A 20,375-nucleotide genomic window follows, 5' to 3' on the forward strand; every position below is an offset into this window, starting at 1 on the left:
CGAGCATCACAGATGTTTGCGCAAACACCCAATCCTCTCGAGCGGGTGGCAGCCCCTCCCCCTGGGCTGATCGCGCCGCGATCCCCCGACGAAGTGGAAGCACATGACGACGATGTCACCCTCGGCCGCCCGGCCGAAGGCGCCCGACGCGGGCCGCCCGAGCGGTCCCCCGATGCGACGCGACAAGCGACGCTGGACCGGGCTGGGCTTCGTCGCCCCGTTCCTCGTGGTCTTCCTCGTCGTCCTCATCGCGCCCGTCGGCTACTCGATCTACCTCAGCCTGTTCCAGGAGCGGATGATCGGCGGCAACTCGTTCGTCGGCATCGCCAACTACACGCGGGCGTTGCAGGACGCGCAGTTCTGGGAGGCGCTCGGCCGCGTCGCGCTGTTCCTCGTGGTGCAGGTGCCGATCATGCTCCTCATCGCCCTGTTCGCGGCGCTCGCGCTCGACTCCGCCCGCCTGCACCTCACGGCGTTCTTCCGCATCTCGATCTTCCTGCCGTACGCCGTCCCCGCGGTGGTCGCGGCCCTCATGTGGGGCTTCATCTACGGCAACCGCTTCGGCCTCGTCGGCAACGTCGAGCAGGCCACCGGCTGGGACCTCCCCGACCTGCTCTCGCAGAGCTGGATCCTCGCGTCGATCGGCAACATCGTCACGTGGGAGTTCGTCGGCTACAACATGCTGCTGTTCTACGCGGCCCTCCGGGTCATCTCGCCCGACCTCTACGAGGCCGCCGAGCTCGACGGCGCCGGGCCCTTCCGCATCGTCACCGGCATCAAGCTGCCCGCCATCCGCGGCGCGCTCGTCATCGGCGTGATCTTCTCCATCATCGGCAGCTTCCAGCTCTTCAACGAGCCGAACATCCTGCAGACCCTGGCGCCGAACGGGATCAGCTCGTTCTTCACGCCGAACATGTACGCCTACAACCTGTCCTTCGCGGGACAGGAGTTCAACTACTCCGCCGCCATCGCGATCATCATGGGCGTCCTGACGATGGTGGTCGCCTACGTGGTGCAGCTCGTCGGCACCCGGAAGGACAGCTGACCGTGTCGACCCTCACCGGTACCCCCCTCGCCGCGCCCGACGCCGGCACGCCCGTCCGGGACGCTCCGGCGGACCGCTCCCCGAAGCGCCGCAAGAGCGCCGGCGCACCCCGCGAGCGCCGCAGCATCGTGCTCACGCTCGTCATGGCGCTGCTGCTCATCTACTCCGTGCTCCCCCTGTTCTGGCTCCTGGTCAACTCGACCAAGACGCAGGACGCGCTGTTCAGCTCGTTCGGCCTCTGGTTCGCGGGCGACTTCGCGCTGTGGGACAACATCCAGGGCGTGCTGACGTACGGCAACGGCGAGTTCGTCCGCTGGCTCGGCAACACGCTGATCTACGTGGTCGTCGGAGCGGGCGGCGCCACGCTGCTCGCCACGCTCGCGGGCTACGGCCTGGCGAAGTTCGACTTCCCCGGCAAGAAGATCGTGTTCGCGGTGGTGCTCGGCGCCGTCGCGATCCCCGGCACGGCCCTCGCGGTGCCGACCTTCCTGCTGTTCAGCCAGATGGGCCTCACGAACACGCCGTGGGCGATCATCCTGCCGTCGCTCATCAGCCCGTTCGGCCTGTACCTCATCTGGACCTACGCGGTCGACTCGGTGCCCACCGAGATCCTCGAGGCGGCCCGCATGGACGGCTCGAGCGAGATCCGCACCTTCTTCACGATCAGCCTGCGGCTCCTGTCGCCCGGCCTCATCACGGTGCTGCTGTTCTCGATCGTCGCCACCTGGAACAACTACTTCCTGCCCCTGATCATGCTGAGCGACTCCCGCTGGTACCCCCTCACGGTGGGCCTCAACCAGTGGAACGCGCAGTCCACCACCGTGGGCGGCCAGCCGATCTACAACCTCGTCATCACGGGCTCGTTCCTCGCGATCATCCCGATCGTGATCGCGTTCCTCTTCCTCCAGCGCTACTGGCAGTCCGGCCTCTCGGCCGGCGGCGTCAAGGCGTAGCGCCCTCCGACAGCTCCACCCGCACCTCCCCTCACCACCACGAAGAAGTGAAAGGCACCACCATGTCCCTCTCGTTCCCCCGCAGGGCGAAGCGCGTCGTCGCGCTCGGCCTCGGCCTCGTCCTCGCGGGCTCGCTCGCGGCCTGCTCCTCGGGATCCGGCGGCGCCAGCGGCGACACCGCCTCGGCCGACGACCTCGCGAAGGCGCTCGACACGCAGTCCTCCATCACCGTCTGGGGCTGGGCCCCGGCCATCGAGCCGATCGCGGAGGCGTTCGAGAAGGAGCACCCGAAGATCACGGTCGACGTGCAGAACGTCGGCACCGGCGCCGACCAGTACACGAAGCTCCAGAACGCCATCAAGGCGGGCAAGGGCGCTCCCGACGTGGCGCAGATCGAGTACTTCGCGATCCCGCAGTTCGCGCTCGGCAAGTCCCTCGCCGACCTCTCGGGCTACGGCTACACGGACCTCGAGGACCAGTTCACGGCGTCCACCTGGAACGCCGTCACCGAGGGCGACGCCCTCTACGCGCTGCCGCAGGACTCGGGCCCCATGGCGATGTTCTACCGCCAGGACGTCTTCGACAAGTACGGCATCGCGGTCCCCACCACGTGGGACGAGTACGTGGCCGCCGCGGAGAAGATGCACGCCGCCGACCCGAACCAGTACATCACCAGCGACTCCGGCGACGCCGGCTTCACCACGAGCATGATCTGGCAGGCCGGCGGCCACCCGTACAAGGTCGACGGCGACAAGGTCACCATCGACATGCAGGACGCGGGCGCCAAGAAGTACACGGCCATGTGGAACCAGCTCGTCGCGAACGGCTCGCTCGCCCAGACCCCCGGCTGGACCGACGAGTGGTTCCGCGGCCTCGGCGACGGATCCATCGCGACCCTGATCACCGGCGCCTGGATGCCCGGCAACCTCACCGCGCAGGCCACCGAGGGCTCGGGCAAGTGGCGCGTCGCCCCCATGCCGCAGTACACCGCGGGTGACACCGCGACCGCGGAGAGCGGCGGATCCTCCATCGCCGTCATGCAGCAGTCGGAGAACAAGCTCGTCGCGGCGGAGTTCGCGAAGTTCACCACGGCCGACGAGCAGGGTCGCCAGATCTCGTTCGACGCCGGCGGATTCCCCTCCACCACGGCGGACCTGGACAGCCCCGAGTTCCTCGCCGAGGCCCCCGAGTACTTCGGCGGCCAGAAGATCAACGAGGTGCTCAGCGCCGCCTCGAAGGAGGTCGTGCCGGACTGGCAGTACCTGCCCTTCCAGGTCTACACGAACAGCGTCTTCAGCGACTCGGCTTCGTCCGCGTACTCCAACGGCACCTCGCTCGACCCCGTCCTCGAGGCATGGGGCCAGGCGGCTGCCAAGTACGGCACGCAGCAGGGCTTCACCGTCGACGTGAAGTAGCGACACCCGTACGACGAGGGGAGGTGCGACGCGAGTCGCGCCTCCCCTCTCCCATGCCCCGCCCTCACGCAAGGACACGACATGCCCGGCCTCCCCGACACCCGCACCCGCTTCCGCATCGGCGCCGACGACTTCGAGCTCGACGGTCGCCCGCACCGCGTCATCGCGGGCGCGCTCCACTACTTCCGCGTCCACCCCGACCAGTGGGCCGACCGGATCCGCAAGGCCCGCCTCATGGGGCTCGACACCATCGAGACGTACGTCGCCTGGAACGCGCACTCGCCCGAGCGCGGCGCCTTCGACATGAGCGCCGGGCTCGACCTCGGCCGCTTCCTCGACCTCGTCCACGCGGAGGGCATGCACGCGATCGTGCGCCCCGGCCCCTACATCTGCGCCGAGTGGGACGGCGGCGGTCTGCCCGGCTGGTTGTTCGAGGATCCCGCGGTGGGCGTCCGCCGCAGCGAGCCGCTGTACCTCGCCGCGGTCGACGAGTTCCTCCGCCGCGTGTACGAGATCGTCGCGCCGCGGCAGATCGACCACGGCGGGCCCGTGATCCTCGTGCAGATCGAGAACGAGTACGGCGCGTACGGCGACGACGCCGACTACCTCCGCCACCTCGTCGACCTCACGCGCGAGTCCGGCATCATCGTGCCGCTCACGACCGTCGACCAGCCGACCGAGGAGATGCTCTCCCGCGGCAGCCTCGACGAGCTGCACCGCACCGGATCCTTCGGGTCGCGCGCCACCGAGCGCCTCGCGACCCTGCGCCGTCACCAGCCGACCGGCCCGCTCATGTGCAGCGAGTTCTGGGACGGCTGGTTCGACCACTGGGGCGAGCACCACCACACGACCTCCGCGGCCGACGCCGCCGCCGAGCTCGACGCGCTGCTCGCCGCGGGCGCGTCCGTGAACATCTACATGTTCCACGGCGGCACGAACTTCGGCTTCACGAACGGCGCCAACCACAAGGGCACGTACCAGTCGCACGTCACCTCGTACGACTACGACGCCCCGCTCGACGAGACCGGATCCCCGACGGAGAAGTACTTCGCCTTCCGCGACGTGATCGCGCGGTACCGCGCGGTGCCCGACGAGGTGCCCGCGCAGCGCGGCGACGCGCCCGCCTTCCGGGTGGCCTTCGACGCGGTCGCCCCGCTCGCGGAGCTCGTCGCGGGCGCCGGCTCCGACGCCTTCCGCACGACGGAGACGGTGCCGTCGATGGACGCGCTCGGCGCCTTCCGCGGCTTCGCGCTGCACCGCGTCGCGCTGCCCGCGTCCGACCGCACGCGCGTGCTGTCCTTCGGCGAGGTGCGCGACCGGGCCGTGGTGTCGGTGGACGGCGTGCGGGTCGGCGTGATCCAGCGCGACCAGCACGAGACCGCGATCGCCGTGCCGCCCGGGCGGATCCTCGAGGTGCTCGTGGAGGACCAGGGGCGCGTGAACTACGGCGTGCGGATCGGCGAGGCCAAGGGCCTCATCGGGCCGGCGACCCTCGACGGCGTCGAGCTCACGGGCTGGGAGAGCATGCCGCTCGACCTCGTCGCGATGGCCGCCGCCGTCTCCTCGGCCGCGTCCTCCGCCGAGGCGGCCGACCCGGTCGCGTCCCTCGACGGGCCCGTGCTCGCGCACGCGTCCTTCGACATGGACGCGCCCGCCGACCTCTTCCTCGACACGCGCTCCTGGGGCAAGGGCGTCGCGTTCGTCAACGGGTTCGCGCTCGGCCGCTACTGGACCCGCGGGCCGCAGCACACGCTCTACGTGCCGGGCGCGCAGCTCCGCGCAGGCCGGAACGACCTGGTGGTGTTCGAGACGGGGGCGGCGGCCGATCCGGTCGTGTCGTTCCTGGCGCAGCCGGAGCTGGGGCACCTGGAGTCGTAGGGGCGGCGGGCGGGGGCGCTCAGCTGACGAGCTTCTCGGCGACGAGGAGCTCGTGCACAGCGCGACGCACCAGCTCCGCCTGCTCCAGACCGCTGCGCCGTTCCAGCTCGCGGAAGGCGGCGAAGTCGGCGGCGGGGATGACGGCGTGGACGACCGGCTCGGAGGCGGGGATCGCGTCCGGGTCCAGGTCCGCGTCCGTGTCCGCTGTCGCGCGCTTCCCGGCCTCGTAGCGCCGGGCGTCCTCGATCGCCTGCTCGATGGCCTCCATGGAGCCGTACTCGCGGAGCATGAACGCCCGCCCGTGGGCGGCGGCGGCCTCGCCCGTGAGGATCGGGCCGACGCCGAGGACCGGCGTGTCAGGATCTGTCAGACGCCGCGCCAGTTCCTCGTACTCGTCCTCGGTCATGTCAGTCACCGGGGTGCTCCTCTCGATATCGGCGGTACTTCGGCCCGAGCGGCATCGCGTGGAACACGATCGCCTCCCGCGTGGTCCCCGGGAAGGTCCTCACCAGGATCTCCACCTCACGGTCGGTCTGTCCATGCGGATGGCCGATGTACAGGGTGATGCACTCGCGGGCCGCATCCTCGACATGCAGATCCCTCCTGTACGTCGGATGCAGCAGCACGTGGATCTGATCGTCCCGGGGGACCCCGTGCTTGTCCGAGGAATGCGCCCATCGCGGTGTCATGCGGGCATCGTGCGGATCGATGCGCGATCAATGTAGCCGAGCGATGGATCCGTGGACCAGAGGTGGCGGCGATCATCCAGGAAGAGACGTCGCCCCGTGTGGGAAGCCCGGGAAGTGGGTACGGGCCGGGTGGCGCGCGAGCGCCCCCGCCCGCGCCGCACCGCGCGGGCCGCCGACCCGCACGAGGAGACCTGTGACCACGGACACCGCACTCGACCTGGACGCCCTGATCGACCCCGAGGAGCCCGAGGCCGGACCCGGGACGCTGCGGATCACGGATCCGCGCGACGGCTCGCCCGTGGGCGACATCGACGCGTCCAGCCCCGACGAGGTCGACGCCGCGGTGCGCCGCTCGGTCGCCGCGTCCGCCGCCTGGGCCGCGATGCCGCCCGCCCAGCGCGGCCAGGCCGTGCGCCGCGCCGCCCACGCGCTCACCGAGCACGCGGAGGAGCTCGCCGAGCTGAACGAGCGCGAGACCGGCAAGCCCCACGGCGACGCGCTCGGCGGCGTCGGCGCGGGCGTCGACACGCTGCTGCAGTACTCCGAGCTCGGGCCCGTCCACCGCGGGAAGAGCCTGCTCGGCACGCTCCCGAACGTCGACTTCTCGGTGCCGCGGCCGCGCGGCGTCACGGTCGCGCTCACGCCGTGGAACGACCCGGTCGCGGTCGCAGCCGGCATCATCGGCGCGGCGCTCGTGATGGGCAACACCGTGGTCCACAAGCCGAGCGAGCGCTGCCCGCACACGGGCGAGCTGCTCGGCAGGGTCCTCGCGGACGCGCTACCCGAGGGCGTGCTCGTCTCCGTGGTCGGCGGCGGCGACGTCGGCGACCGGCTGGTCGCGCACGAGGACACGCGCGTGGTCGCGCACGTCGGATCCACCGCCGCGGGCGAGGCCATCGCACGCCGCGCCGCCGGTACCCCCACCCACGTGATCCGCGAGAACGGCGGCAACGACCCGCTCCTCGTCGACGCCGGCGTCGACCCGGAGTGGGCCGCCGCGCAGGCCGCCCTCGGCTCCTTCGCCAACGCCGGCCAGATCTGCACCTCGGTCGAGCGGATCTACGTGCACCGCGACATCGCCGACCGCTTCACCGCCGCGCTCGTCGCGGAGGCCGAGCGCTGGAACTCCTCCGGCGACCTCGGCCCGCTGGTCGACGAGCGCATGCGCGACGCCGTGCACGAGCAGGTGTCCGAGGCGCTCACCGAGGGCGCCCGCGCGCTCGTCGGCGGGCACGTGCCCGACGGCCCCGGATCCCGCTACCCCGCCACCGTGCTCGTCGACTGCACCGACGACATGACGGTGATGACGGCCGAGACGTTCGGCCCGGTCGCGGCCGTGCGCGTGGTCGAGGACTTCGACGAGGCGCTCGCCCGCGCCGCCGACGACCGCTACGGCCTCGCCGCGAGCGTGCTCACGGCGTCGATGGAGCACGCGCAGCGCGCGGCGGCCGAGCTGCCCGTCGGCACGATCAAGGTCAACGGCGTCTTCGGCGGCGCTCCCGGCGGCGCCGCGCAGCCCCGCGGCCGCAGCGGATCCGGCTTCGGCTACGGCCCCGAGCTCCTCGACGAGATGAGCACCACGACCGTCGTGCACCTCGGGCTCCCCGTGCTCGACGCGGGCGCGGCCACCCCGGCCGAGGACGCCTCCGGCTCCGTCAGCACCGACGCGGGCGACGCCCGATGACCAGCGAGCTGCGCGGGATCATCGGCCTCCTCGCCGAGCGCCGGCCCACGATCACGGTCATCGGCGACGTCATCCTCGACGAGTGGTGGCGCGGCCACAGCGACCGGATGACCCGCGAGGCCCCGGCGCCCGTCGTGGACGTGACCGAGCGGATCCAGTCGCTCGGCGGCGCCGCGAACACCGCCGTGAACCTCGCGAGCCTCGGCGGCACCGTGCGGATGGTCGGCCTCGTCGGCCAGGACGCCGCGGGCGACCGCGTGCGCGACCTGCTCCTCGCGGCCGGCGTCGACGTCACCGGCCTCGTGCACTCGCCGCGCCTGCGCACGACCACCAAGACGCGCATCGTGGGCGACGACCAGGTGATCGTGCGGGTCGACGACGTGCACCGCGGATCCGTGCACCGGGACGACGCGCGGGCCCTCGCCCGCGCCGCGCTCGAGGCCACCGCGGGCGTCGACGCCGAGATCGTCTCCGACTACGGCACCGGGACGCTGCACGGCGTGGTGCTCGAGTCGCTCGCCGCGCGCACCAGCCGGCCCGGCCTCACCGTGGTGGACGCGCACGACCCCGCCATGTGGGCGCCGCTGCGCCCCGACCTCATCACCCCGAACGCCGGGGAGACCGGCCGCCTCATCGACCGGCCGCTCGGCCGCGACGAGGACCGCGCCGCCGTCGTCGCCGGGCTCGCCGACCGCGTGCTCGCCGCCTCCGGATCCGCGACCGCCGTCGTCACGCTCGACCGCGACGGCACCGTGGTGCTCGGCGCGGGCGAGCCGTACCGCACGCGCGCGCACCCGGTGCCCGAGAAGCAGGCGTCCGGCGCGGGCGACACCTTCGTCGCCGCCCTCACGCTCGCGCGCGCCGTCGGCCTCCCGCTCGCCGTGAGCGCCGACTTCGCGCAGGCCGCGGCCGACGTGGTCGTGCGCCTGCCCGGCACCTCCGTCTGCTCGGCCGCGACCCTCGCCGACCACCTCGGCGAGACGCGCTCGCGCACCGTCAGCCAGGCCGAGCTCGTCGACCTCGTGGCCGCCGAGCGCGACAGGGGCCGCCGGATCGTCTTCACGAACGGCTGCTTCGACGTGCTGCACCGCGGCCACACCACCTACCTCCGCCAGGCCAAGCGGCTCGGCGACGTGCTCGTGGTGGCGCTCAACAGCGACGACTCCGTGCGGCGGCTCAAGGGATCCGACCGCCCGGTGAACACCGCCGAGGACCGCGCGGGCGTGCTCGCTGAGCTGTCGTGCGTCGACGTGATCACCGTGTTCGACACCGACACCCCGATCCCGCTGCTCGAGGCGGTGCAGCCCGACGTGTACGCGAAGGGCGGCGACTACACGCCCGAGATGCTCGACGAGACCGCGGTCGTGCGGGGGTACGGCGGCGAGGTGTCGATCCTCGGCTACGTGCCGTCGCAGTCGACGAGCTCGATGGTCGACCGGATCCGCGCCTCGGCGCCCGACCCCGGGTTCACGCGGCCGGCCGGCACGGCGACGTCCGCGCCCGCCCCGGGCCCCACGACCCCGGAGACGGAACCGGAGCCCGCTCCGGGCGGCCCCTGATGCCCGCCGGTGCAGGCGCGGGAGCGAGCCCGAGCGCCGGCGCCGGCCGCCGCAGCCGCCGCTGGTCCGGCGAATGGGGAGCCCGCCGCGCCCCGGACGCCCCGCGGATCGACGTGCTGATCCCGAGCGCCGGCCGCGCGGCCGAGCTCGCCGTGACGCTCTCGGGCCTCGCCGGGCAGGACGACCCGCCGTTCCGGGTGATCGTCAGCGACCAGTCCCCCGGCTTCCGCGCGTCCGTCGAACCCAGCGTGCAGGGCATGGTCCGCGTGCTCCGAGCGCAGGGCCGCGAGGTCGAGGTGGTGGCGCACCTCCCGCGCCGCGGGATCGCCGAGCACCGGGCGTCGCTGCTCGCGCGCGCCACCGCCGACGCCGTGCTGTTCCTCGACGACGACGTGTGGCTCGAGCCCGGCATGCTGCGCCGGATGCACGACGCCCTCGTGACGCTCGACATCGGCTTCGTGGGCGCCGCCGTGCAGGGCCTCAGCTACCTCGACGACCGCCGGGTGCACGAGGCCGCCGCCTTCACGCCGTGGGGCGACGCGGTCGAACCGGAGCGCATCCGCCGCGGCACCCCGGGCTTCGACCGATGGCCGCTGCACAACGCCGCGAACCTGGCCCACATCGCGGCGGACCTCGACCTCGAGGTCGACACCTGGCTCGCCTACCGGATCGCGTGGGTCGGCGGCTGCGTGCTCTACCGCCGCGACGCGCTCGTGGGCACCGGCGGCTTCGACTTCTGGGAGCGGCTGCCCGAGCGGCACTCCGGCGAGGACGTCGCGGCGCAGTGGCGGGTGATGGAGCGCTTCGGCGGCGCGGGCATCGTCCCGAGCGGTGCCGTGCACCTCGAGGCGCCGACCACGCTTCCCGTCCGCGAGGTCGACGCGTTCGACGTGCTGTTCGCCGAGGAGCAGCCGGAGCCGCCCGTGGCGCACGAGTCGTCGGATCCCCAGGAAGAGCACCTAGGCGACGTGCCGCCGGAGGAGTCGACTCGATACGTGGGCGGTGCGGACCTCCGCGCCGACCGCTCCTGATCACCGACGAGAGGACACCCCCATGGCCATCAACCCCATCGAGCTCCAGAAGCACCTCAGCGGCCTCGACTACCCGGCGTCCAAGGACGCGATCGTGACGAAGGCGGAGGAGTCGGGCGCCGACTCCGACACCCTCGACGCTCTCCGCGGCATCGCCGACAAGGAGTACGACGCTCCCACGGCGATCAACTCGGCGGTCTCCGACGCGAGCTGATCCACCGCATCACGCCGACGGCCCCGGTCCTCCTCGCGAGGACCGGGGCCGTCCGGCTGCGCGGCGCGCGGCGCACGGCGCACGGCAGGGCTACACGGCGAGCGCGTGGCGCTCCGCCTGCTGCTCGGCCATCTCCTCCGACACGGTCGCGAGCGCGTCGTCGACGGAGCCGAACCAGTCGCAGAGGCCCGGCACCGGCCGCATCCGCATGAGCTCGACCCGGTCTCCGTGCTGCTGCACGTAGGCGAGGAGGCGGCTCGCGTCGGACTGGGGGATGCGCGCGTCGCACACCCGCCACTCCGTGCCGCTGAGCGCGACGACCTCGAGGCGTCCGTCGGTGTGATGCATGAGGCCCCCCTCTTCTCCGCACGGGGAAACCCCCGTGCGGACGACCGTAGGCCGGACGACCGACGGCGACCACGCCCGCGACATGAACCGTCAGTTGCCGGGATGCGGCGAGTCCGTGGAGGAGGGGCGGGATCCGGCGCTCAGGGCCGGTGGTCCCGAGGCCTCGCGAACCCCATCGGGTCGCCGTTCGCGGGGTTCTGCCCGTCACTCGTCATGCGGACCTTGCCGAGCACGTGCAGGATGCGGGCCAGGGCGCGGCCGAGGAGGCGGAGGGCGGTCATGTCCCGACCGTATCCACGCGGTGCGCGCCGACGCCAGGCGCGCGGGCGGACGGGGGCGCAGCGCGCAGGCCGGACGCCCCTCGACGAGGGACGGCCCCGGCCCTCGCGATGAGGGTCGGGGCCGTCCGTCCGTGATGCGGGACTACTGGCCGAGCTTCTGGTCGGCGACGTCGCCGGCCTTCTCCGCGGCGCCGTCGGACTTGCCGCCGGTCGCGTCGCTGGCGGCGTCCTGGCCCTTGTCGATGGCCGCGTCCGTCGCCTTCTCGCCCTTGTCGCTGTCGATGAGTCCCTTGGCCTCGTCGGTGAGATCCGCCATGTGCGCCTCCTGTCGTCTGCGTCGCGCCCCGCTGCTGCGGCGCGAACCTCCACCCTGCTCCCCTCCCGGGCGCGAGACCGGATCCTCGGGGATGCGGGAGGCTGGGGGCATGGACCTGATCGACCCCCGACGCCTCGCCGGCGTCCTCGCCGACCCGGAGATGCGCGCCGCGTACGCGCGCGTCGTGCTCGGATCCGATCTCGACGACGCCCTCGCCCACCTCTCCCCCGCTCGCCGGAGGAAGGCGCAGGCCGCGCTCACCGGCTCGGGCCTCGTCGCGGTCGACGCCGACGGCACCGCGTCCGCACCCGACGCCGTCTTCCGCGCGATCCTCGCCCAGCAGCCCGCGACCCCGCCCGCCCAGGGCGTCGAGCGCTTCCTCCGCGACGGCCGCATCGCGCAGTGGCCGGCTGGCCCCGCCGACCTCGACGCACTGCTCCGGCACGTCGTCGCCCAGGTGCTGGATCCGCACGAGGTGCTCGACGAGAAGGCCCTGACCGAGCGCCTGCTGCGCATCACCGACGACCACGCGCTGCTCCGCCGCCACCTCGTGGACGCGGGCCTCGTGCTGCGGACGCGATCGGGATCCGAGTACGCGCGGCCGGCGGACGAGCCGGCCTAGCGCCCGCGATCGACGCGCACCGGTCCGGCCCGACCCGGTGCTGTCCTGCCCGCTCGCGTGATCCCGGGCAGCGGCCTCGCCTGCGGCACGTCCGCCGCCGGCACCGACCGCGTCGGCACCAGCGGCCCACCCCGGATCGCCCGCGTCATGTCCGTCTCCAGGGTCGCCGGCGCACGCGGATCCTCCCGCTCCTGCTCCGCCGTCTTCCAGTACACGCGGTACCGCGACACCGCCGGCGACTCCTCCGCCACCATCCGCGCGTTCGCCTCCGGCCGCGACCTGCCACCCGGCTCCCCGTACACCCACGCCCCGAACTCGCTCGGCACCCACCGACCCCCGAGCCCCTCGCCCATGTCCGCGCGCTCGTTGCCCTCGCGCCACCGCTTCCGGATCCGCTCCTCCGACACCTCCCGCGGCACCTCCACGTCGATGACCTGGACGTCGTACCCGGCCCGCTCCAACTCGCCCATGATCCGGCGCGCCTTCGTGTCCGAGCTCAAGACGGTGTCGATGACGACGTTCTTCCCCGCTCTCAGGGCTCGTGCCCTCTGCTCGTCCGCGAGGTACGAGGACTCCGCATGGACGAGCGAGGACAACTCCATCGGGTGGAAGCGCTCGCCCGCCGCCTCGCGCTCTCGCACGGCGGCCGGCTTGATCCACGACTCGTAGCTCCCATCCGCGATCGCCTCCCTCAGCAGCCGCCCCTTGAACTCATCCGCATCGACGACCAGGAAGCGCGTGGCCTCATGCCCCAGCGCGCGCTCCCGCGTCGAGGTCTTCCCCGCACCGGGCGGCCCCGCCAGGACGACCGCCCGTCTGTCCGTCCCCAGCTCCGGCATCGAAGCCTCGGCGTCCGACATCAGGCGCTCGTGCATGACCGCGCGCGTAGCCGTCGGCCGGCCCGCCCGGTACCACGCCGGGTTCTCCGTCGACGCGCTTCTCGCGTCCGGCGCGAGCGGGCCGCCCTCCCGGGAGAGCTGCCGCAGGACGGTCAGGTGATCGATGCCGCCAACGGCGTGCATCGTTCAGTCGCCTGACGTGTCGACGCGATCGAGGACCTCGCCGTACACGTCCATGCCGATCAACTTCTCGCCGCGGGCTATCGACAGGTCCATCCACGTCCCCGGGGGATTGACGACGAGGTCATCCCAACCGTCCGGCTTGTCCATCGGCACATACGGGAACCGCGTGAGCTCATCCACCAGCTGCTCCCGATCGAGGAGTCCCACCGCGTACCGCTCGCAGATCTCCAACGGCGTCGCCCCGGAGAACCCCTCGACGGGCATCGCCACGTCACGGGCGCCGTCGAGCTGCCGCAGGTCATCCCCGCCGAAGAGGCGGAGGCCCTTCGCCAACTCGTCACGGTGGGCTCCGGCGTCCAGCAGCCGCCGGACCTCCCGCTGCAGATCGAGCTCCGCCAATCGCCAGCGCATCACCGACCGGACAGCCGACTCCCGCTCCGCGGGCGCGTCCCATATCCCCATCAATTCCTCCTCATCGAAGTGCCCCGCACGGGCGGGATCACGAAGATCCACCTGCCGATGTCGACGCCCGTGTCCTGCGCACGGCGAAACGAGCCGATCGCGCTGCCAGTCCTCGGATGCCGGACCCGGATGCGGGAAGCAGCCAGGCTAGGGCACCCGCCGACGCCCAGGTCGCCGGGTCCGCCGGCCCGCACCGCGCGCGTCAGCTCGCGGCGCGGCCGCCCTTCGGGACGAAGTCGGCCCGCTGGTTGCTCGTCTCCTCGAGGAGCCGGCGGACGGCCGCCTTCTCGATCAGCCAGCGTCCGCCGGGGCGCATGGCCGGGATCACGCCGTCGCGCAGCCAGCCGAGGATCGCCGGCCGGCTCTTCTGGAACAGCTCCATGAGGTGGCGGTGGGTGAGGTGGTCCGGGTACGCGTCGAGCGGATGCGGGTACGGCTCGTGCGGCGGCACCGGCACGGTCGACGTCGACTCGAGCCACTCGCGCACCTCGGAGCGGAACGCGATCCAGGAGTGCGAGATGCGGTGCCCGGGGATGGTGCCCTTCGCGAACCAGAGGCTCACGGTCGTCTGCCCGATGCCGAGCAGGCGTTGCAGGTCGGCGGAGCGCAGCGTCGCCGGGAGGTCGTCCCAGGGGTCTCGGTCTGCCATGCGCGCGTGCTGCTCCGGTCGGGTGCGGCGCGGGATGCTCGGATTTACCCGCCTGCGCAATTATCGCCTGGCGTCCGGGGTGCGCTGCAACCCGCGTGTCCTCACGCGGTCGCATGCCGGCACTCCCCGCCGCAGAGCGTCACGCCGAACACGCCGAAGAAGGCCTCCGGATCCACGTACCCGCTCACGGGCGCGCCCTGCGTCTGCGACTGCGGCAGCGCGCTGACCCGGGCGTCGGTGGATCCGCGCGCGTCGATCCGGATGTCGAGGTGGCAGCCCGTGGACGGCCCGTTCGACCCCACCTTGCCGATCTCCTGGCCGGCGGTCACCGTGTCGCCGACGTGCACCTCCATGTCCGGCTCGTACATGTGCAGGTAGCTGATCGTGTAGCCCGCCGCCGACCGGATCGACATCGTGTAGCCGCCCGCCGTGGTGACGCTGCCGGCCTGGGCGGCGAGCACGGGCGACCCGCAGGAGTAGCCGGAGCGGCCTGACGCGGATCCGCTCTCCCGCGTCTGGTAGTCGTTCGCCGGGTGCCAGGAGGACGCGCCCGCCGTCGGGCTGACGCGCGGGCCGTAGCCGGAGGTCTGGTCGAAGGGCGCCTTCAGCGGCAGCACGGTACCGCCCGCCGAGCAGCCGCCGGCGGGCGCGGCGGTCGCGGGCGTGGCCGAGGGATCCGGCGTCCCGGTCGCGGCGGGGCTCGCCGCCGGCGCTGCCGCCGCGGCGCCGGACAGCTGCGCGACCACGTCCTCGGCCGGCTGCTGGAACCTGCGGTAGTGGTACGGGTCCTTGTTGATCTGCACCTCGTGGATCGCGAGGGTCGGCTCGAGCGACTCCCACCCCTTCACGGTCTGCAGCCGGGTGAGGAACAGCTTCGCGCTCGTCGGCGGATCGAGCCGCTCCTGAACCGTGCCCCAGGACGACTGCTGCTGGAACAGGCCGATCGAGTCGGCGATGGATCCGTCGGGGTTCCGCGCGCCGTCGCCGTAGGAGATGTTCCGCAGCGACGACTCCCCCATCGCGGCCATGACCCCCAGCACCTGCGCCTGCCGGGACAGGCCGAGTCCGGCGGCGGCGTCCATGATCGCGGCGGCGTTGTCGAGCTGGTCCCCGGCGTAGCCGTCGACGGGCGTGCGCGGCCCGGTCGACGAGGACGCCGCGCCCTGCGTCGTGCAGGCGGACGCGTCGTCGCCGCCGAAGCCGAAGAGCACGAGGAAGACGATCATCCCCATCAGCGCGGCGGGCGTGCCGATGAGGACGAGGACCCCCTTGCCGCCGCCGTTCACTTGTCGCGGACGGCCTGGATCTCGTCCGCCAGCCACGGAGCCGTGGGCGACGAGCGGACGAGCGCGACGTCGTAGTCGCCGTCGTCGGTGGGCACCCGCACGATGAGCGCGTACGCGGTGGGCGCGGGCATGATCGTGCCGGCGCCGGTGACCGCGTGGGCCGTGAGCCGCGACGGGATCGTGGGCACGAAGGCGACCGCGCCCCGCTGCGACAGGAGCGGCGTCATCTGCCGCTCCCACTCGGCCTCGGCGATGCCCGGCTGCGCGTAGGTGCGCATGACCCGGTCGGCTGCCGCGAGCGCCGACCCCTGCGACGCCGCGTCGGCCGTGGGCTCGGGCTCCGCGACCGCGCCGTCGTCCATCGCGCCCGGGGAGGAGGTGCCGGCGTCCGCGCCGCCGCCGTCGGTCGTGCCCGCGGCCCCCGCGGCGCCCGGCGAGGCGGCGGGATCCGCGGCGCTCCCGCCGTCGTGCACGGTGACGCTCGCGCAACCGGCGGTCCCGAGGGCGAGGCCCGCGGCGAGCGCCAGGGCACCCGCCCCGCGCACGACGGCCGTGCGTGCGACGGCCGCCCGCATCAGAGGCCCCGGGCCACGGCCGCCCCCGCGCGGAGCCAGGCCCGCTGCGTGGACGCCCGGAGCGCGCCGTAGTTGAGGACGTCCGCGCCGAGCGCCGGGTCGTAGGGCACCGTGACCACGTCCCGGGCGAGCGGCGCGAAGCCGTCGGAGATCTTGGCGAGCTCGGCGGGGGCCAGGTCGTGCTTGTGCGCGCTGACCACCACGACCGCGCGCTCCGCGAGGTCCGCGAAGTGCCCGCCGCGCTCCGCGAGCCCCTCGATGAGCAGCGCCGCCGACTCCGCCGCCTTCGCCTCGCCGATGGTGGGCACCACGATCTGGTCGGCGCGCTCGATGGCGCGCAGCCACATCGGGTCGGTCTCGTCGTTGCCCGAGTCGATGAGCACCAGGCGGTAGAACTTGGCGGCGACCGCGTGGATCAGGTCGACCGTGGTGTCGTCGAACCGCTGCTGGGTGGCGAGCACCTCGGGCTTGGAGCGGAGCACGTCGTAGCGGTCGCGGGTCTGGTGGTGGACGAAGTGCGCGAGGTCCGCGGACTGCGCGCCCGTGCCGAGGAGCCGGTCGACCTGCGGCAGGAGGTCGAGGATGCTCGCGTCGTGCGGCCCCTGCTCCGTGCTCCAGCCGAGGGTGCCGCGCGTCTGGTTGTTGTCCCAGGCGAGGACGCCCGCTCCGCCGTGGCGCGCGAACACCGAGGCGAGGCAGATCGTGGACATGGTCTTGCCCACGCCGCCCTTGCCGTTGACGACCGCGACCGTGCGGGGGCCGGGCCAGTGCTGGCTGACGAGACGGGTCCACTCGCGCTCGCGGCGCTCGGCCTCGGACGGCGACATGCGGATCCCGAGCCGCGTGAGGGTGCCGCGCATGCCCTGCGTGGCCGGCTCCTCCACCTCCTCGCGCGTGAGGAAGGACTGGCGGGCGGCGCGGCGGGTGAGCGGCGGATACGCGGGCGCGGCCGGGGCCGGCGCGACCGGGGCGGGGCGGGGCGGCCGACGCGGCGGGGACGGCGGCCACCGGCGCGGCGGGGGCGCCGGGCGCCGCGGCACCGGCGTGCGAGGCCGCGGTCGGCGTCACGACCGCGGGCTCCGCGATCGCGTCCGTCCGGTCGAGCTCGCTGAGCGCCTCGACCGTGCCGTCCGGCCCGACGGCGAGCGCCTGGGATCCGAAGCGGTCGCGCGTCGTGAGGCGCACCGCCCGCTGCATCTGCTCGGCGATGCCGCGCACGCTCGTCACGATGCCGCGGCGGATGTCGTCCTCCGCCGCCTCCGCGAACGGCGTCGCGACGCCGTTGACCGTGAGCACCCCGGTGGCCCGGCCGCCGACGGTGGGCGTGATGGTGGCGTCGATGCGGGGGAAGGCGGGCACGGTCGGGGCGTCGGTCATCTGCGGCTCTCGGTGAAGGGGCGTCGGGCGGGTGGCGCGGGTGCGGCTGCCGGTGCCGGAGCTCGCCGGGCATCCCGTGTGGAGAGCCGGCCCGCGCGAGCGGTGGTGCCCGCCAGGATCGACGTCGGCGAGACAGTCTCATGGAAAATGCGAGCAGGGGCAAGCACTTGCGTCTGCGCAAGCACTTTGACAGCATCACCGTGCAGCGTCCTGTCGACATCCCCCACCCGGTGGATCACGCGTGAGGCGAGCACGAGACCAGGCGGGTGGGATGGGCGGGGCATGAGCGACAGCGGGAATCCATGGGTCGTCGGCGCGCCCGCGGTCGTCGACGCACCCGGATCCGACGCCCCGCCCCTCACCCGCCGTGAGCGCCTCCGCGGCCCACGCGCACCCCAGCCGGCCACCGTCGCCGCCCCGGCCGCGGCCGACCGCCTCCCCGTCCGGCGCACGGACGAGACCGCCGGTCTCTGGTGGGTCGGTGCCCACGGCGGCGCCGGCGAGACGACGCTCGCGCGCCTCGCCGCCGGATCCCGCGCCGCCGACCACGCCTGGCCCGCGCCTGCCGCCGGATCCCCCGCATCGCGCGTGGTCGTCGTCGCCCGCACCGACCACTCCGGCCTGCTGGCTGCGCAGCGGGTCGCCCGCGAGTGGGCGTCGGGCCAGGTCGCGGGCCTCGTCGAGCTGGTCGGCCTCGTGCTCGTGGCGGATGCGCCGGGCCGCCGCCCCAAGGAGCTGCGGCAGCTCGAGCAGCTGGTCGCCGGCGGGTACCCGCGCGCATGGACCCTGCCGTGGATCGACGCGTGGCGCCTCGGTCCCGCGGATCCCGCCGACATGGGCCGCGAGCACCAGCGGCTCCTCGCCGACCTGCAGCTCACCGCTTCCCCCCGCTAGCCCCCCCTTCCACGAGAGGCCCTCATGTCCCCCACGCTCCTCGCGCTCGACGCCGTCCACCAGGCTTCCGCGCACATCCACCACGCCATGGACGCCGTCGCCATCGACGTGCCCAACGGCGACGCCCAGGCCCCCGCCGACTGGACCGAGAAGTTCGGCCGCATCATCGGCATCGCCAAGTGGGTGCTGCTCCCGCTGGCGGTGCTCTCGCTCATCGCGACCGGCGCGATGCTGTTCCGCAACAACCGGCACGAGGGCGGCGAGATCCAGGAGCGCCTCATCAAGATCGGCTTCGGCCTCTTCCTCGGCCTGGGCGCCGCGTCGCTCGTGAGCTTCGTCATCGCGTAGCGCGACCGCCCGCTCCCCCGCCCCGCCTGCCCGCGCCGCCCGCTCCCTCGAGAGGATCCTCATGAGCACCCCCGCCACGCCCGCCCGCACGCGCCCGCTCCTGATCGCGATCGTCGTGCTCCTCGCGCTGATCCTGGTGGGCGGCGGCATCGCGACGGCGACGGGCGCGTTCTCGGGCGGCGGGGCGCCGGTCGCGGTGCCGACGGGCGACGCGGTCGCTGCAACGGAGGCAGGCGCCTCGACGAGCGCACCTGCGCTCCCGGACGGCGCCGTATCCATCTGCGGCCTCCCGGGATACGAGGAGACGAGCTCGCTCGAAACGGCTCCGCAAGCGCATTGGGAGATCATCGGCACCACGGCGGTCCCCCAGGACACGACCACGACGGGACCGGGGAAGATCGAAGACGACGGCAGGTTCACGACCTGCTTCGCGCACACGGCTGCGGGTGCCCTCTTCGCGAGCATCAACTTCCTCGCCTCGGGCACCGACTCCCGCAACTACCCGCGCATCTACGAGCTCCTGGCCGACGGTGATGCCCGTGACCTGGCGAAGTCGGTCGGCCCGACCAGGAAGGCGCAGGACTCGTCGGGCGACTCCCGGGCGCAGGTGTCCGGATTCAAGATCGACCGATACTCCGCGGACGAGGCCACGGTCGATCTCGCGCTCTCCTACTCGGGCAACCAACCGCAGCTGGTGAGCATGCCGGTCGTCCTCCGGTGGGAGCACGGCGACTGGAAGGTCGTCTTCGCGCAGGATGGACCGCCCATCAAGCCATCCGCGCTCACGAGCCTCGGGGGCTACATCCCGTTCGCGGGGGTCTGACGCCATGGCCGACCGCACCAGCGAGATGCCCCTCACCGCGACCGTCCAGCAGCCCCTTCCCGCCCTCCCGAGAGGATCCTCATGAGCACCCCCGCCACGCCCTTCCACAAGCGCCAGCTCTGGATCGTCATCGCGGCCTTCCTGGCCCTCGTGCTCGTGGGCGGCGGCATCGCGGCGGCGACGGGCGCGTTCTCGGGCGGCCGGACGTCGGTCGCGGCGCCGACGGTCGAAGCAACGCCGGCAGGCACCGGCGACGTGGCTACAGACGCCGGTTCCGCATGCGGCCTCACGGCTTACCAACCGTCAGGGACACTCGAGAGCGCGCCGTCGGCGACATGGCGACTCGTCGGAACCACGGCGGTGCCGACCTCACCAGAAGCCGGGCCGGGCAAGACCAGCGAGGATGGGACGTTCTCAACCTGCTTCGCACACACGCCGACCGGCGCCCTCTTCGCGGCGATCAACTACTACGCCTCGGCGACGGACGGTCGGAACACCTCGCGGCTCTACCAGCTCTTCGCGGCCGGACCGGCCAAAGACGAGCTGGCGAAGCAATCCGCCACAGCGACTCCTGATCCGGACGCCACCCGGGCGCAGGTCGCAGGTTTCAAGATCAATCAGTACTCCGCCGCGTCCGCCACGGTCGACGTCGCCACGAGGGTCCCCGACGGAGCGACGGGAGGATCGGAGCTGATAAGCCTTCCCACCGTGCTCAATTGGGAGGACGGGGACTGGAAGATCGTCTACACGATGAGCGGCCCCCCGCTTCCGGCGGCATCGCTCTCCAGCCTCGGTGGATACGTCCCGTTCAGCGGCGTCTGACGCATGGCGGATCAGCTCGACTGCGATTTCCTCCACCGGTGGCAGCATCCGATCGCATGCCCGAAGCAAGATGTCGCAAACG

The 20,375-nt window shown here is 73.0% G+C and carries 24 protein-coding genes; 13 read left to right on the forward strand and 11 right to left on the reverse strand.

Features of this window, described 5'->3' with window-relative positions; genetic code table 11:
- Positions 1 to 103: 103 nt before the first annotated feature.
- The 4 genes from AES38_RS12985 (at position 104) to AES38_RS13000 (ending at position 5,291) form a co-directional block, all read left to right on the forward strand.
- Positions 104 to 1,045: a carbohydrate ABC transporter permease gene (locus AES38_RS12985; RefSeq protein WP_053775318.1), complete on the forward strand. Its 942-nt coding sequence runs from the start codon at positions 104 to 106 to the stop codon at positions 1,043 to 1,045.
- A 2-nt stretch (positions 1,046 to 1,047) separates the two neighbouring features.
- Complete coding sequence (locus AES38_RS12990) at positions 1,048 to 1,998, forward strand: carbohydrate ABC transporter permease (protein ID WP_053775319.1); 951 nt, start codon at positions 1,048 to 1,050, stop codon at positions 1,996 to 1,998.
- Between the two features lie 62 nt (positions 1,999 to 2,060).
- Positions 2,061 to 3,413, forward strand: coding sequence for an ABC transporter substrate-binding protein (locus tag AES38_RS12995; RefSeq protein WP_053775320.1), 1,353 nt, complete (start codon positions 2,061 to 2,063; stop codon positions 3,411 to 3,413).
- Between the two features lie 81 nt (positions 3,414 to 3,494).
- A complete protein-coding gene (locus AES38_RS13000; RefSeq protein WP_053775321.1) occupies positions 3,495 to 5,291 on the forward strand; it encodes a glycoside hydrolase family 35 protein in 1,797 nt (598 codons plus the stop codon).
- A 19-nt stretch (positions 5,292 to 5,310) separates the two neighbouring features.
- Here AES38_RS13000 and AES38_RS13005 read toward each other — a convergent pair whose 3' ends face one another.
- Both AES38_RS13005 and AES38_RS13010 read right to left on the reverse strand, forming a co-directional pair.
- A complete protein-coding gene (locus AES38_RS13005; protein ID WP_157883543.1) occupies positions 5,311 to 5,706 on the reverse strand; it encodes a hypothetical protein in 396 nt (131 codons plus the stop codon).
- Positions 5,699 to 5,917 (reverse strand): hypothetical protein, encoded by a 219-nt coding sequence (locus AES38_RS13010; protein WP_162232639.1) that lies wholly within the window; start codon positions 5,915 to 5,917, stop codon positions 5,699 to 5,701. Before AES38_RS13010 ends, AES38_RS13005 begins: the two co-directional genes overlap by 8 nt.
- Positions 5,918 to 6,173: 256 nt before the next feature.
- On the opposite strand from AES38_RS13010, the gene AES38_RS13015 reads away from it, so the two are divergent.
- The 4 genes from AES38_RS13015 (at position 6,174) to AES38_RS13030 (ending at position 10,468) form a co-directional block, all read left to right on the forward strand.
- Entirely contained in the window at positions 6,174 to 7,664 is a 1,491-nt protein-coding gene (locus AES38_RS13015) for an aldehyde dehydrogenase family protein (RefSeq protein ID WP_053775324.1), read from the forward strand.
- Positions 7,661 to 9,223, forward strand: a complete 1,563-nt coding sequence (gene rfaE2 / locus AES38_RS13020) for a D-glycero-beta-D-manno-heptose 1-phosphate adenylyltransferase (protein WP_053775325.1) — start codon at positions 7,661 to 7,663, stop codon at positions 9,221 to 9,223. Before AES38_RS13015 ends, rfaE2 begins: the two co-directional genes overlap by 4 nt.
- Positions 9,224 to 9,336: 113 nt before the next feature.
- Positions 9,337 to 10,254: a glycosyltransferase family 2 protein gene (locus tag AES38_RS13025; protein ID WP_072174648.1), complete on the forward strand. Its 918-nt coding sequence runs from the start codon at positions 9,337 to 9,339 to the stop codon at positions 10,252 to 10,254.
- 22 nt (positions 10,255 to 10,276) lie between these two features.
- Entirely contained in the window at positions 10,277 to 10,468 is a 192-nt protein-coding gene (locus AES38_RS13030; RefSeq protein WP_053775326.1) for a DUF2795 domain-containing protein, read from the forward strand.
- Positions 10,469 to 10,558: 90 nt separating this feature from the next.
- Here AES38_RS13030 and AES38_RS13035 read toward each other — a convergent pair whose 3' ends face one another.
- The 3 genes from AES38_RS13035 to AES38_RS13040 all read right to left on the reverse strand — a co-directional run bounded on the left by AES38_RS13035 (position 10,559) and on the right by AES38_RS13040 (position 11,413).
- Entirely contained in the window at positions 10,559 to 10,816 is a 258-nt protein-coding gene (locus tag AES38_RS13035; protein ID WP_053775327.1) for a hypothetical protein, read from the reverse strand.
- Positions 10,817 to 10,956: 140 nt separating this feature from the next.
- The gene (locus AES38_RS16060; protein WP_167440191.1) at positions 10,957 to 11,097 is read right to left on the reverse strand and encodes a hypothetical protein; all 141 of its coding nucleotides are present in this window, start codon (positions 11,095 to 11,097) and stop codon (positions 10,957 to 10,959) included.
- A gap of 142 nt (positions 11,098 to 11,239) precedes the next feature.
- A complete protein-coding gene (locus tag AES38_RS13040) occupies positions 11,240 to 11,413 on the reverse strand; it encodes a hypothetical protein (protein WP_053775328.1) in 174 nt (57 codons plus the stop codon).
- 109 nt (positions 11,414 to 11,522) lie between these two features.
- On the opposite strand from AES38_RS13040, the gene AES38_RS13045 reads away from it, so the two are divergent.
- Complete coding sequence (locus AES38_RS13045) at positions 11,523 to 12,035, forward strand: DUF2087 domain-containing protein (protein WP_072174649.1); 513 nt, start codon at positions 11,523 to 11,525, stop codon at positions 12,033 to 12,035.
- On the opposite strand, the gene AES38_RS13050 is transcribed toward AES38_RS13045, so the two are convergent.
- The 6 genes from AES38_RS13050 to AES38_RS16395 all read right to left on the reverse strand — a co-directional run bounded on the left by AES38_RS13050 (position 12,032) and on the right by AES38_RS16395 (position 16,889).
- Complete coding sequence (locus tag AES38_RS13050; protein WP_053775330.1) at positions 12,032 to 13,057, reverse strand: zeta toxin family protein; 1,026 nt, start codon at positions 13,055 to 13,057, stop codon at positions 12,032 to 12,034. The two genes, AES38_RS13045 and AES38_RS13050, sit on opposite strands and share 4 nt — an antisense overlap.
- A gap of 3 nt (positions 13,058 to 13,060) precedes the next feature.
- Positions 13,061 to 13,519 carry a hypothetical protein gene (locus AES38_RS13055; protein ID WP_053775331.1) on the reverse strand — a complete coding sequence of 153 codons (459 nt, stop codon included), beginning with the start codon at positions 13,517 to 13,519 and terminating at the stop codon, positions 13,061 to 13,063.
- Positions 13,520 to 13,721: 202 nt separating this feature from the next.
- Positions 13,722 to 14,168 (reverse strand): helix-turn-helix domain-containing protein, encoded by a 447-nt coding sequence (locus AES38_RS13060; protein ID WP_053775332.1) that lies wholly within the window; start codon positions 14,166 to 14,168, stop codon positions 13,722 to 13,724.
- A 101-nt stretch (positions 14,169 to 14,269) separates the two neighbouring features.
- Positions 14,270 to 15,454 (reverse strand): M23 family metallopeptidase, encoded by a 1,185-nt coding sequence (locus AES38_RS13065; RefSeq protein WP_053775333.1) that lies wholly within the window; start codon positions 15,452 to 15,454, stop codon positions 14,270 to 14,272.
- The gene (locus AES38_RS13070; RefSeq protein ID WP_053775334.1) at positions 15,451 to 16,029 is read right to left on the reverse strand and encodes a hypothetical protein; all 579 of its coding nucleotides are present in this window, start codon (positions 16,027 to 16,029) and stop codon (positions 15,451 to 15,453) included. The genes AES38_RS13065 and AES38_RS13070 overlap by 4 nt, the downstream gene beginning before the upstream one ends.
- Positions 16,029 to 16,889: a MinD/ParA family ATP-binding protein gene (locus AES38_RS16395; RefSeq protein WP_256998819.1), complete on the reverse strand. Its 861-nt coding sequence runs from the start codon at positions 16,887 to 16,889 to the stop codon at positions 16,029 to 16,031. Before AES38_RS16395 ends, AES38_RS13070 begins: the two co-directional genes overlap by 1 nt.
- A gap of 799 nt (positions 16,890 to 17,688) precedes the next feature.
- Here AES38_RS16395 and AES38_RS13080 point away from each other — a divergent pair.
- The 4 genes from AES38_RS13080 to AES38_RS13095 all read left to right on the forward strand — a co-directional run bounded on the left by AES38_RS13080 (position 17,689) and on the right by AES38_RS13095 (position 20,293).
- Positions 17,689 to 18,300 carry a DUF6668 family protein gene (locus tag AES38_RS13080; protein ID WP_053775335.1) on the forward strand — a complete coding sequence of 204 codons (612 nt, stop codon included), beginning with the start codon at positions 17,689 to 17,691 and terminating at the stop codon, positions 18,298 to 18,300.
- A gap of 24 nt (positions 18,301 to 18,324) precedes the next feature.
- Positions 18,325 to 18,648, forward strand: a complete 324-nt coding sequence (locus AES38_RS13085) for a hypothetical protein (protein ID WP_053775336.1) — start codon at positions 18,325 to 18,327, stop codon at positions 18,646 to 18,648.
- 61 nt (positions 18,649 to 18,709) lie between these two features.
- Positions 18,710 to 19,471: a DUF8175 domain-containg protein gene (locus AES38_RS13090; protein WP_053775337.1), complete on the forward strand. Its 762-nt coding sequence runs from the start codon at positions 18,710 to 18,712 to the stop codon at positions 19,469 to 19,471.
- Between the two features lie 81 nt (positions 19,472 to 19,552).
- Positions 19,553 to 20,293: a DUF8175 domain-containg protein gene (locus tag AES38_RS13095; protein WP_053775338.1), complete on the forward strand. Its 741-nt coding sequence runs from the start codon at positions 19,553 to 19,555 to the stop codon at positions 20,291 to 20,293.
- Positions 20,294 to 20,375 lie beyond the last annotated feature (82 nt).

The sequence above is a fragment of the Clavibacter capsici genome (assembly GCF_001280205.1).
In the GTDB taxonomy this organism is placed as follows: Bacteria; Actinomycetota; Actinomycetes; order Actinomycetales; family Microbacteriaceae; genus Clavibacter; species Clavibacter capsici.